This is a genomic window from Microbacterium sp. SY138 (assembly GCF_039729145.1).
GTDB lineage: Bacteria > Actinomycetota > Actinomycetes > Actinomycetales > Microbacteriaceae > Microbacterium > Microbacterium maritypicum_A.
In genome coordinates this window covers 1,956,772-1,969,136 of record NZ_CP155793.1, presented here as the reverse complement: position 1 = coordinate 1,969,136, position 12,365 = coordinate 1,956,772, and the positions used below count along the sequence as shown (strand labels likewise).

11 protein-coding genes are annotated in these 12,365 nt (G+C 66.8%); 8 read left to right on the top strand and 3 right to left on the bottom strand.

Annotated elements, in window-relative coordinates; all coding sequences use genetic code 11:
• Positions 1 to 8 precede the first annotated feature (8 nt).
• The 6 genes from frr to ABDC25_RS09350 all read left to right on the top strand — a co-directional run bounded on the left by frr (position 9) and on the right by ABDC25_RS09350 (position 4,049).
• Entirely contained in the window at positions 9 to 563 is a 555-nt protein-coding gene (gene frr / locus ABDC25_RS09375; RefSeq protein ID WP_021200482.1) for a ribosome recycling factor, read from the top strand.
• Between the two features lie 5 nt (positions 564 to 568).
• Positions 569 to 1,714 carry a phosphatidate cytidylyltransferase gene (locus ABDC25_RS09370; protein WP_021200483.1) on the top strand — a complete coding sequence of 382 codons (1,146 nt, stop codon included), beginning with the start codon at positions 569 to 571 and terminating at the stop codon, positions 1,712 to 1,714.
• Positions 1,714 to 2,292: a DivIVA domain-containing protein gene (locus tag ABDC25_RS09365; protein ID WP_347122711.1), complete on the top strand. Its 579-nt coding sequence runs from the start codon at positions 1,714 to 1,716 to the stop codon at positions 2,290 to 2,292. Before ABDC25_RS09370 ends, ABDC25_RS09365 begins: the two co-directional genes overlap by 1 nt.
• A gap of 66 nt (positions 2,293 to 2,358) precedes the next feature.
• Complete coding sequence (locus ABDC25_RS09360; RefSeq protein WP_347122709.1) at positions 2,359 to 3,033, top strand: transglycosylase SLT domain-containing protein; 675 nt, start codon at positions 2,359 to 2,361, stop codon at positions 3,031 to 3,033.
• 9 nt (positions 3,034 to 3,042) lie between these two features.
• Positions 3,043 to 3,330, top strand: coding sequence for a hypothetical protein (locus tag ABDC25_RS09355; protein ID WP_084487375.1), 288 nt, complete (start codon positions 3,043 to 3,045; stop codon positions 3,328 to 3,330).
• Positions 3,327 to 4,049 carry an alpha/beta fold hydrolase gene (locus ABDC25_RS09350; RefSeq protein WP_347122706.1) on the top strand — a complete coding sequence of 241 codons (723 nt, stop codon included), beginning with the start codon at positions 3,327 to 3,329 and terminating at the stop codon, positions 4,047 to 4,049. The genes ABDC25_RS09355 and ABDC25_RS09350 overlap by 4 nt, the downstream gene beginning before the upstream one ends.
• Positions 4,050 to 4,061: 12 nt before the next feature.
• Here the strand turns inward: ABDC25_RS09350 and ABDC25_RS09345 are convergent, their stop codons facing one another.
• On the bottom strand, positions 4,062 to 5,123 hold the full coding sequence (locus tag ABDC25_RS09345; RefSeq protein ID WP_021200487.1) for an AI-2E family transporter: 1,062 nt from the start codon (positions 5,121 to 5,123) through the stop codon (positions 4,062 to 4,064).
• Positions 5,124 to 5,304: 181 nt separating this feature from the next.
• Here ABDC25_RS09345 and ABDC25_RS09340 point away from each other — a divergent pair, with 181 nt between their 5' ends.
• Positions 5,305 to 7,251, top strand: coding sequence for a glycosyl transferase (locus ABDC25_RS09340; protein WP_347122704.1), 1,947 nt, complete (start codon positions 5,305 to 5,307; stop codon positions 7,249 to 7,251).
• A complete protein-coding gene (locus ABDC25_RS09335) occupies positions 7,248 to 8,171 on the top strand; it encodes a tetratricopeptide repeat protein (protein ID WP_021200490.1) in 924 nt (307 codons plus the stop codon). The genes ABDC25_RS09340 and ABDC25_RS09335 overlap by 4 nt, the downstream gene beginning before the upstream one ends.
• Before the next feature lie 28 nt (positions 8,172 to 8,199).
• On the opposite strand, the gene glgB is transcribed toward ABDC25_RS09335, so the two are convergent.
• Together glgB and ABDC25_RS09325 are read right to left on the bottom strand one after the other, a co-directional pair.
• The gene (glgB, locus tag ABDC25_RS09330) at positions 8,200 to 10,404 is read right to left on the bottom strand and encodes a 1,4-alpha-glucan branching protein GlgB (RefSeq protein WP_347125917.1); all 2,205 of its coding nucleotides are present in this window, start codon (positions 10,402 to 10,404) and stop codon (positions 8,200 to 8,202) included.
• Positions 10,401 to 12,359: a maltotransferase domain-containing protein gene (locus ABDC25_RS09325; RefSeq protein WP_347125973.1), complete on the bottom strand. Its 1,959-nt coding sequence runs from the start codon at positions 12,357 to 12,359 to the stop codon at positions 10,401 to 10,403. The genes glgB and ABDC25_RS09325 overlap by 4 nt, the downstream gene beginning before the upstream one ends.
• Positions 12,360 to 12,365: the final 6 nt, after the last annotated feature.

The following is a 12,365-nucleotide window of genomic DNA, read 5'->3' as shown; positions in this document are numbered from 1 at the left end:
GAGTCACCGTGATCGCGGACGTCCTCGCTGAAACCACCACTCGCATGAACCGGGCGGTCGAAGCTGCCAAGGAGGACTTCTCCACGGTGCGCACCGGTCGTGCGAACCCGCAGATGTTCCAGAAGGTCCTCGTGGACTACTACGGCACTCCCACGCCGATCGCCCAGCTCGCCTCCCTGGCGAACCAGGAAGCTCGCACGCTCATCATCACGCCGTACGACAAGTCGGCGCTGAAGGCGATCGAACAGGCGATCCGTGACATGCCCAACCTCGGAGCCAACCCGACGAACGACGGCAACCTCGTTCGCGTGACGATGCCGGAGCTCACGGCCGAGCGCCGCAAGGAGTACGTCAAGCTCGTCAAGACCAAGGCCGAGGACGCGAAGGTCCACGTCCGTGGTATCCGTCGCAAGGCCAAGGACGAGCTTGATGCCCTCAAGAGCGAGCTCGGTGAGGACGAGATCGCGCGCGGAGAGAAGGAGCTCGACGTCCTGACACGTCAGCACGTCGAGCTCATCGATGACGCGCTGAAGCGCAAAGAGGCAGAACTCCTCGAGGTGTAGTCGGGATGTCTGACGAAACGCGAGATGCCGACGACGATGGGCCGTTCACGCGTCACGGCGGGAACGGGAAGACCCCATCCGACGGCGTCCCGCTCGTTGACGCCGCGTTCCCGTCTTTCGACGCGGCTGCCGTCCCTCCGCGCCCACCGCTTCCCGCAGCTTCGGAGGGCGCGCCCTCGGGCGGCGTCGGTCCGCTGGACACGGCGGATCACAACGCTATCCGGGAACAGTGGCGCGCGGCACGGGATGAACTCGGCAGCCATGTCTCCCATGCACGCGACCAGCTCGACCAGGCGAACGAACGTATCAAAGAGCGCACGGGTCGCGATCTCGTCCTCGCCATCCTGATCGGTCTCGCCTTCGGCGCCGCGCTCCTGGGATCGCTGCTCTTCCTCAAGGTGCTCTTCGTCCCGTTCGCTCTCGCGGCCGCCTTGCTCGGGGTCTACGAGCTCTCCCGAGCTCTGCGGAGCTCGGGTCGTCGCGTCGACGTGGTCCCCCAGCTGATCGCCGCCGCGTTCCTCGTGCTCTCGGCGTACTTCGCCGAGCCGTGGTTGTGCTGGGTGATGCTCTTCGTGTCCGTCGCGTTCGTCATCGTGTGGCGGCTCATCGCGCAGATGGTGGAGAAGGACGGCCGCACCTACGGGGACGTCCTCGCCGACGCCGTCACGAGCGGGTTCGTGCAGGTCTACGTCCCCTTCCTCGCGGGGATCGCGCTCATCCTCCTCAAGCAGGAGGGCGGTCAATGGTGGGTCCTCAGCTTCATCGCGATCGCCGTAGCGGCCGACACGGGCGCGTACGCCGCCGGTCTCGCCTTCGGCCGTCACCCGATGGCTCCGAAGATCAGCCCGAAGAAGACCTGGGAGGGTTTCGGCGGCGCCGTCATCGCCTCGCTCGCTGCGGGGGTGCTGCTCGCGATCTTCCTCCTGGAGCTGCCGTGGTGGTGCGGCGTGATCTTCGGCGCGTCGATCCTGCTCTCCGCGACACTGGGGGACCTTGGTGAATCGATGCTCAAGCGCGACCTCGGCATCAAGGACATGAGCTCCTGGCTCCCCGGGCACGGAGGGCTGCTCGATCGACTCGACAGCATTCTGCCCTCGACGATCCCGGCGCTCTGCCTGTATTTCCTCTTCTCTCCTTGGGTGGTTCTGTGATGAACGAAGATCAGCTCGACGAACAGGCGGAATCGACGCCGCCGGCATTCGCACTCACCTCAGGTCGGGTGCGTGGCTATCACCGGGCAGCCGTCGACACGTTCCTCGCATCTGCCCGCCGCGCGTTCGAGGCGGGCCGCGATGAACTCAGCGCGGACGATGTGCGGACGGCCTCCTTCCCGCTGGTGAAGAACGGATACGTCGTCGCGGATGTCGACGCGGCGCTCGGCCGTGTCGAAGACGCCTTCGCCGCTCGAGAACGCGAACGCGCGGTGCGATCCGCGGGAGCAGGTGCCTGGGTGGAGCAGGCCAGAGCAGACGCGCAGGTGATCCTGGATCACCTGGCGCGACCACGGCGCCACCGCTTCGCCCGTACCGGGGTGCTCACCTTCGGGTACCGTCTCGATGAGGTCGATCATGTGTCGACGCGTATCGTGCGGTATCTCCGTGACGGCGATGCGCTGACTGCCGAGCAGTTGCGCTCGGCGGCGTTTCGGATGCAGCGTGGGGGATACCGCGAGGAGCAGGTGGATGCCCTTCTGGACGCCACGATCGACGTGATTCTCGCCGTTCGCTGAGGTTCCTGATGGTCGATCCAGGCACTCTTGCGTAGACTGTCCCTCATCGTGAACTCCCGAAACGACATGAATCTCGAAAGAAACGACCTCTCGCCGGTGCCCGCGGTGAAGGCTCGTTTGGCGCGCACGGGCACACGACGCTGGTCTCGCAGCCGTGGTGTCGTCGGGGTCTTCAGTGCCCTCGCCGTCGTGGGTTTCGCCGGTGCATTGGTCGCACCGACCGGGGTGGCATTGGCCGCACCCGCCCCTGAGGAGTCGCCGGACTCCGCCTATTCGCTTGCGCTCGCGGACACTCAGAACCTCACCGTCACCGTCGAAGGTGCCGAGATCGCACCCGTCGTGCGCGGAGGATTCGAGGTCTATGTGAAGCCGAAGCCGGCTCCGGTCCCGACCGTGGCTGCAGCACCCCGTGGGGGATCCTCCGGAAAGTCTTCCGGAGGTAGCCTTCCTCCGTACACGGGAGGCGGTGCTCCTGCAGAGTGGATGGCGGCAGCCGGCATCGCGCAGAGCGACTGGCAGTACGTCGACTACGTCGTGTCCCGCGAGAGCGGTTGGAACCCGAACGCCACGAACAAGTCCTCCGGTGCCTGCGGTCTGGTGCAGGCGCTGCCATGCAGCAAGGTGCCCGGCAACGGCTACAACCCGGTCGACAACCTTCGCTGGGCGACCGGATACGCCACCGGCCGCTACGGCAGCTGGGCCGGTGCGTACAACTTCTGGGTCAACAACCACTGGTGGTGAGCAGGCAGTATGCCCCGCTCTCGCAGACGTCCTTCGGAGCGCCCTGACCCCGAGGACTCCTTCGATCGCCTCCTCGCGGGCTGGAAGCGTACCGAGACCCGCCGCGGCGGTGAGTGGACCGTGCAACCGGTTTCCGGGGCGCAGGCGCAGAAGGACTATCTCTGCCCGGGCTGCGGTCGATCGATCGTCGCCGGAACCGCTCATCTCGTCGCCTGGCGCGCGGACGGCGTGCTCGGCGACGCGGCTGACCTCGCCGCACGGCGACACTGGCACACACACTGTTGGAGGCTTGCATGAGCATCGAGATCCGAGGACCACTGGAGCTTCCGGCGCGACGCGAAGACATCGAGCTGAAGACCGCCGACGGTCTCACGTTGGTCGGAGAGCTCGCCGTGCCGGAGACCACGACTCCTGTCGCGACTCTCGTGACGCTTCATCCCCTGCCTACGGCCGGCGGGTTCATGGATTCGCACATCATCCGCAAAGCGGCTGCACGTCTGCCCGCTCTGGCGGATCTGGCCGTGCTGCGATTCAACACGAGGGGGACCGCATCACCTCGTGGGACCAGTGACGGATCTTTCGACGGCGGGGCGTCCGAACAGTTCGACGTCGCCGCGGCGATGGACTTCGTGCGTGAACGCGCTCTGCCTCGACCCTGGCTGCTGGGATGGTCCTTCGGCACGGAACTCGCGTTGAAGTACGGTCGGCAGCACGACATCGAGGGGATCATCCTCCTTTCGCCGCCCTTGCACCGCGCGACACCGGAAGAGGTCGCCGCGTGGGCGACGATCGACCGACGCGTGGTCGTCCTGGTACCGGAGCTGGATGACTACCTGCGCCCCGCCGAGGCCCGCGAGAGGTTCGCTGCGATCCCGCACGCACAACTGATCGCGGTGGACGGGGGTAAGCACCTCTGGGTGGGCGAGACCCAGACGCGACGCGTGCTGACGGAGATCGTGGCCGCGGTCAATCCTGCGGCACTGCCTCTCGCCACGCACTGGCCGACCGACGACTGACGCGCAGCGGGTTCAGAGCTCGTTCATCCGCGGGATGAGCACCTGCCGGTAGATGATCAGGATGCTCGCGGCGACCGGGATGGCGATCAGCGCGCCCAGCAGACCGAGAAGGCTTCCTCCGGCGAGTGCCGCGACCACGACGACCGCCCCCGGTACCGAGACCGCACGACTCATGATGCGCGGCGAGATGATGTAGGCCTCGATCTGCATGTAGATCAGGTAGTAGATCGCAGCGGCGATCGCGGTCGCCGGAGAGCCCAGTCCGGGGATGAGACACACCAGCACGATGATCGTGGAGCCGGTCAGGGTGCCGACGAGCGGGATCAGGGAGAAGAAGAACGCGATCACCGCGAGGACGGCGGGGAACGGCGCTTGGATGATCGACAGGAAGATCGCGCTGAGCACGCCGTTGATCACACCCTGCGTCACCTGCCCCATGACGTAATAGCCGACCGAATCCGTGATCTGTTCGGACAGGTCGATGAACCTGTCTCGTTTCGACGCCGGAGCCAACTGGTAGACCGCCCGTTTGAGGGACGGCGTGGAAGCCGTGAGATAGATCGTCAGGATGAGGACGATGAACGCACCGAACAGGCCGCTGAGCACGGCGCCACTCGCCACGAGGAACCCTTGGCCGATGGAGCCGCCGATCTCGGTCAGGTTCGTGGTGAGCCAGTCCTCGACGTAGGTGAAGACATCATCGACCCTCAGGTTGGGGAACGCGTCCGTCATCCACTGCTTGAGGTCGTCGATCGCGGTACCGCGTTGCACGATCGCCGTGATCTGGGCGATCAGCTGGGAGATCTGGTCGACCAGCACGGGAAGGACGATGAGCACGATGCCGACGAAGATGCCGAGCACCGCGAGGATCGTGACGATGACAGCGAGCCATCGGGGGAGACGCCGGCGCTCCAGGAACGAGACGAGCGGATCGAGTCCGAGACTGAGGAAGAGAGCCGTGCCGAGATAGAGCAGAACCGTGGAGAGGTTCTGCACGCTGTTGATCAGCAGGATGCCCAATCCCACGCCGAGCGTCGCCACCAGGGCGGTGCGGAAGGGATTGTGGATCTTCATTCGGAGGCTCCTCGAGGACGGATGCAGCAAGGCTATCCAGAGCGTCCGGCTCGGCACCGACGACGTGCCGGTCCGGCCCGCACTGAACCTGCTCGTGGGCAACACACAGCTGATTTCGCTAGTCTGAAATGTCGAGTGTTGCGTCGCTGGCAAGTGCCGGCGATGCGTGAGGAGACTATTCGTGCGTTTCGTATGGGCCGTGGTGGCCTTCGTGCTGGCTGCCGTGCTGATCGGCGCGGGGATTGCTCAGCGCACCATCTTCATGGGGCCGGACACTCAGCAGACCCAGGTCGAGATCGATGAACCGGCACCCTTCGTCCTCATCGACGGCGACGTGCTTCGGGCGAATCCAGGCGCGCAGACGCTGATCGTCCGGGGGGAGGGCGAGATCTTCGGCAGCTATGGTCGCACCGCCGACATGGAGGCCTGGCTCGCCGACTCCGACTACAACCAGGTCACGCTGAAGAAGAACGGCGATCTGGCGGTCGAGCACGTCACGGCGCCCTCCGCTGACGGCGAGACCGATGCTCCGAGCGACGGCGCTGAGGGCGACTCCGCCGACGCGGAGTCCGCGGGGCGTGATCCGCGGGGATCCGATCTCTGGCTCGACTCGTTCGTCAAGGACAACCGTCTCACGGCCGAGAACATGCAGTTGCCCGAGGGCACGAGCATGCTCGTCGCCTACGACGGCACAGCCGATGCGCCGGATGACATCGTGGTCTCCTGGCCGCTGGACAACTCGACGCCGTGGGCGGGACCTCTCATGGTCGCCGGGGGAATCGTGCTGCTGCTCGGCCTCATCCTCTACGTGCTCGCGATCCGCCATCAGCGCCGCGGTCGCGGCCCCCGGCGCAAGGGCCCGGGTCCGCTCCCGGCGACCGAACCGATCGACGTCGCGGTTCTTCCGCCGTCTGAGCGCGCGGCGATCGAGGAGTCCGGCACTCCGCGCAGCGAACCCTCCGCAGGAACGGCGGCGCCGACCGACGGAGACGTCGAGGAGGCGGAGATCGTGGACGAGAGCAAGGACCCCGACGCGAAGACCTCCATGCGCGCAGCGACGCGGCCTCGCCGTCGTCGCATGCTCGCGCTTCCGGCTCTCGGGCTCACGGCGCTTCTTGCCGCCGGGTGCTCGTCGGACTCGTGGCCGCAGCTGGGCGACGCCTCGCCGACTCCGTCTCCGAGTCCGACGGTGATCGCGCCGGAGAACCAGAAGCCCCCTGCGGTGACCGAAGCGCAGGCCAAGCGCATCTTGAAGACGCTCGCCGGCACGGTGAGCGAAGCCGACGCGGCACTCGACCTCGACCTGCTCGCTACCCGCTTCGAGGGGCCCGCTCTCGCAGCGCGGACCACTGAGTATGCTCTGCGCTCGAAGCTCCCGGACACCGTTCCGCCCGCGGCGATCCCGACCGATCAGGTCGAGGTCGTGCTGCCGGAAGCGACAGATCAGTGGCCGCGCACAGTACTGATGCTGTCGAAGACAGGGGATGACACGGTGCCGCCGGTGGTCCTCACGATGACGCAGGCCGACCCCTGGTCGAACTACAAGGTCTCGAACATCGCCGAGATGTCTGCTGACGCGGTCTTTCCCGAGGTCGCCGCATCCTGGCTCGGGACCTCGCTCGTTCCGTCCGATTCCGCGTTCCTGACGATCCCACCGGCGAACCTCGCCTCGACCTTCGCCGATGTGGTGGACCAGGGGGAGCAGAGCGAGTTCTACGACATGTTCGACGATCTGGCGCTGACCTACGCCAAGTCGATCACCGACAGCCGTCAGGCCGTGATCCAGGCTCTCGCCGACAAGGGCGCCGCCGACACGTCGAAGGCCGCCTTCGACATGGCTCCGACGACGGATGCCCCCATCTCGATGACGACTCTGGACAGCGGCGCGATCGTCGCCGTCACCCTCACCGACACCGAGACGGTGACGCCGACGGGAGACGACGTCTCCATCCGTTTCGGCGACAATGCACAAGCAAAGGCCCTCACCGACGCGACCGAGTCCGCGAAGGGCGTCGAGACGACCTACGAGTTCCAGCTGTTCTTCTCGGTCCCGGCAAAGGGCTCGACGGAGCAGATCCGGCTCCTGGCAGCCCACCAGGACCTCCTGTCCGTGAAGGTGATCAAATGAGTGAGATCTCTCCTGCCGCCCTGCGCGGTGCCGTCGACCTGTCGAGTCTCCGCAACCGGCCCGCATCTCCCGCAGAGGGCGCCCCCGCCCCGGGACTGCCCGATGTCGTCGTGGATGCGACCGACGAGACGTTCGGGCAGATCCTCGAGCTCTCGCGCACCGTTCCCGTCGTCGTCGACCTCTGGGCGGAGTGGTGCGGGCCCTGCAAGCAACTGAGCCCGATCATCGAGAAGGTGACGCGCGAGCTCGGCGGACGCGTGCTGCTCGCCAAGGTCGATGTGGATGCGAATCCGCAGCTCGCGCAGAGCTTCCGTGCCCAGTCCATCCCGATGGTGGTGGCCCTGATCGCCGGTCAGCCGGTGCCGATGTTCACCGGGGCCGTGCCGGAGCAGCAGGTTCGCGACGTCTTCGCGCAGCTGCTGCAGGTGGCGGCGCAGAACGGTGTCACCGGATCGCTCTCGGTCGGCGAGGAGGGCGCGGACCCGGAACCTCCCGTGGAGCCGGAGCTCCCCCCGCTGCACGCTGAGGCGTTCGCGGCGATCGAGGTCGGCGACTACGCGGCAGCGATCACGGCGTACGAGAAGGCGCTCGCGGAGAACCCGCGGGACGCGGACGCGCTCGCGGGTCTCGGCCAGGTGCGGCTGCTCGACCGCGTTCAGGGCCTCGATCTGCAGGCGGCACGGGCCGCAGCGGCCGACGGCCCGCTCGACGTCCAGGCGCAGTTCGATGTGGCCGACCTCGACCTCGCCGGCGGGCATGTCGATGACGCCTTCGGTCGCCTGCTCGATCTGTTCGCGCAGCTCCCGTCCGACCAGCGCACGCCCGTTCGAGAGCGTCTGGTCGAGCTCTTCGGGCTCATCGGTGCGGAGGATCCGCGGGTCGTGTCGGCGCGCAATCGGCTTTCGTCGCTGCTGTTCTAGGGAGGCACGCGCCGAGTCCCCGGCGCGCTCAGCCGTGGTTGACCGTCGGCACGTGAGGGTCGGACTGGTAGCGCAGCCACAGCGTCGAGAGCGCGGGCAACGTCAGGGTCGCGAGCGGTGCTCCTCCTTCAGAGGGCTTCGCATAGACCAACCCGAGGTTGCCCGATCCTCGACCCCCGTAGTCCGCCGCGTCCGTGTTGAGCACCTCCTGCCACACTCCTTCTCGAGGAAGGGTGAGCTGATACCCGGTGCGTTCCACCCCGGCGAAGTTGCTCACGACGACCAGGCGTCCGCCGTGCGCGTCACGCCGCTCGAACGCGATCACCGTAGATTCCCAACTCGGTGCACCGAGGCGGCTGAACGACGAACCGTCGTTGTCGCGTTCCCAGAGAGGGGACTGCGCCCGGTAAGTACGGTTCATCTCGCCGATGAAGTCCTGCAGTTGGGCGTGCGAGGGCTGCTCGAGGAGCCACCAATCCAGCTCGCGCCCTTCCGACCACTCCGCGAGCTGGCCGAACTCCTGCCCCATGAACAGCAGCTTCTTGCCGGGGTGCCCCCACATGTAGGCGAGGTACGCACGCACGTTCGCCAGCTTGTGCCAATGGTCTCCCGGCATCTTTGCGACCAGGCTGCCCTTGCCGTGGACGACTTCGTCGTGGCTGATGGGAAGCAGATAGTTCTCACCGAAGGCGTAGACGAAGGAGAAGGTCATCTCGCCCTCGTGATGCCCGCGGTACATCGGGTCGCGTGAGATGTACTGCAGGGAGTCGTTCATCCAGCCCATGTTCCACTTGAACCCGAAACCCAGGCCTGCGTGGTCGGTGGGAGCGGTGACGCCGGGGAAGCTGGTGGACTCCTCCGCGATCATCAGGATCCCCGGGTGCAGCCGGTAGGCGGTGGCATTCACCTCCTGCAGGAAACGGATCGCCTCGAGGTTCTCGCGCCCGCCATGGATGTTCGGCTCCCATTCGCCCGGTTGACGGGAGTAGTCGAGGTAGAGCATCGAGGCGACGGCGTCGACACGGAGCCCATCGACATGGAACTCCTGGAGCCAGTACAGGGCGTTGGCGACCAGGAATCCGCGGACCTCCGGGCGGCCGTAATCGAAGATGAGTGTTCCCCAGTCCTGATGCTCTCCGCGTCGTGGGTCCGGGTGCTCGTAGAGAGGCTGACCGTCGAAGCGTGCGAGTGCGAAGGCATCCTTGGGGAAGTGGCCCGGAACCCAGTCCATGATCACGCCGATGCCGGCCTGGTGGAGACGGTCGATGAGGTAGCGCAAGTCGTCGGGCGTGCCGAACCTGCTCGTGGGGGCGTAGTATCCGCTGACCTGATAGCCCCACGATCCACCGAACGGATGCTCCGCCAGCGGCATGAACTCGACGTGGGAGAAGCCCGATTCCGTCACATGCTGGATCAGCGGGTCGGCGATCTCGCGGTATCCGAGGCCCGCCCGCCATGAGCCGACGTGGACCTCGTAGATCGACAACGGCTGCGCCACGGCGTGGGTGGCCGCCCGGCGCGTCATCCACGCGCCATCCGACCAGCTGTGCGTCGATGCCGTCACGATCGATGCCGTGTCGGGCGGAACCTCGGCAGCGAGCGCCATCGGGTCGGCCTTGAGGATCCACGCCCCCTCGCGGGTGCGGATCTGGTACTTGTATCTGGTGCCGATCGGCAGCCCTGGAACGAAGAGCTCCCAGACGCCGCTGACGCCCATCGAGCGCATGGCGTGGGGCTCGCCGTTCCAGTCGTTGTGGTCGCCGACCACCCGCACGGCAGTGGCGTTGGGCGCCCAGACCGCGAACGAGACGCCGATCTCTCCGTCGAACGTGCGCACATGAGCACCCAACGCCTCCCAGAGGCGTTCGTGACGCCCCTCGGCGATCAGGTGCAGGTCGAGGTCGCCGAGCGTCGGCGGATGCCGATACGGGTCGCCCGACACTGTCTCATCGTGATCTGCGTACCTCGTGGCGATGCGGTAAGGGACCGGGGGACCGCTGTGCTGGCCCTCCCAGATGCCGTGGGCGACGTGGGCGAGCTCCTGCCTGCTGCCGTCGTCGAAGACGGCTGCGACTGCTTCTGCGAGCGGGCGTCTGGCACGGATCACGGTGACGGTGCGATCGGCCGCATCCTTGTGGGCATGCGCGCCGAGAACGGAGTGAGGATCGTGGTACGTGGCTGATGAGACCGCCTCCCATTCGGTGGATGCGGCGACGTCTTCCGTGTAGCTCATGATCGCTCCCTCACCTTCAGGATGTGCACCGGCTCGGCGAAGGCGTCGAGCCGCACGTAGTTGTGATCGGTCCAGGTCCAGACGGCCCCCGTGAGGAGGTCCTCCACCTCGAAGGCCTCGCCCCGGGGGATGCCCCACTGGGTCGTGTCGAGGTGCACGGTGGTCTCCCGCACCGAGTGCGGGTCGACGTTGGCGACGACGATGACGGTGTCTCCGCGACCGGTGCCGGTGAACGGCGCCGCCAGATGCTTGCTGTAGACGAGCACCGCGTCGTCGTCGCTCCAGTGCGCGCGGAAGTTGCGGAGCTGCTGCAGCGCGGGATGAGCGCCCCGGATCTCGTTGAGTCGGCGCAGCAGGGGAGCGAGCGATTCGCCGCGGGCCTCGGCGCCGACCCAGTCTCGGAACTTGTACTCGTACTTCTCGTTGTCGATGTTCTCTTCGGACCCGGGACGGGCGACGTTCTCGAAGAGTTCGTAGCCCGCGTAAACGCCCCATACGGGACCTGCCGTCGCGGCGATGCAGGCGCGGATCCTATAGGCCGCTCTGCCACCGAACTGCAGGTACTCGGTGAGGATGTCGTGGGTGTTCACGAAGAGGTTGGGCCTCATGTAGTCGGAGGTCTCGTGGGATACCGAGCCGAGGAACTCCTCGAGCTCGGCCTTCGTGTTGCGCCAGGTGAAGTAGCTGTAGCTCTGCTGGAAACCGACCGCGGCGAGCGCGCGCATGACGGCCGGTCGGGTGAACGCCTCCGCGAGGAAGATCACGTCGGGGTCGACGGCGTTCACCTCTGCGATGAGCCATTCCCAGAACTGGAGCGGTTTCGTGTGCGGGTTGTCGACGCGGAAGATCTTCACGCCCTGCGCCACCCAGTGCTGCACGACCCGCAGCATCTCCGCGTAGATGCCGTCCGGATCGTTGTCGAAGTTCAGAGGGTAGATGTCCTGGTACTTCTTCGGCGGGTTCTCGGCGTAGGCGATCGTGCCGTCCGGGAGGGTCGTGAACCACTCCGGATGCTCGCGCACCCATGGATGGTCGGGCGAGGCCTGGAGTGCGAGGTCGAGCGCGACCTCGAGCCCTTCCCTCCGTGCCGCGCGCACGAACGCCCGGAAATCCTGCGAGGTGCCCAGTTCGGGATGGATCGCATCGTGCCCGCCTTCCGTGGCGCCGATCGCGTACGGCGAACCCGGGTCTCCGGCCTCGGCGGTGAGGGTGTTGTTGCGTCCCTTGCGATTGGTGGAACCGATCGGATGGATCGGCACCAGATACACCACGTCGAAACCCATCGCCGCGACGTCGGGCAGACGACGCGTCGCGGTGCGGAACGTGCCGCTCTTGACAGTTCCGTCCTTCAGACGCCGCGCGCCTTCGGAGCGGGGGAAGAACTCGTACCAGGCGCCGACACCTGCCGCGCGCCGGTCGGCATGCAGCGTGTGTGTCGGCGTCGCGGAGCGCAGAGTCGTCACGGGACGGTCGCGGAAGATCTGAACCAATCCCGCATCCGTCGCCAGCGCCATGGTTGTCGCGGCATCGCCGTCCTGCAGGGATACCGCGTCTGCGCCGAGCCGTTTCCGCTGCGGTGCCGGGCGGTCCTTCTCCGCGGCGGCCCGCGCCAGCAGATCTGCCCCCAGCGCTGCCATCACCGGGACGTCGACCCCGGCGGCGACCTTCAGCTCCGCGGCGTGCGCCCAGGTCGCGAAGTCATCGGAGAAGGCCTCGAACCGGAAGAGCCATTCGCCCTGTTCGTCGAGCGCGATCGGCGTCGACCAGGTGTCGGTGCCGTCGTCGCGGGGAGAGAGGCGATGCAGGGTCTCTTCTCCGGAAGGGGACGTGAGCCGGACGTGCACGCCGATGACGTCGTGGCCCTCGCGGAACGCGACCACGCTGAAGGGCACCACTTCGCCGACGAAGGCCTTCGGCCTGAAGCCACCGGGTACCGATGGCGACGGGTCGAGCAGCGGGAT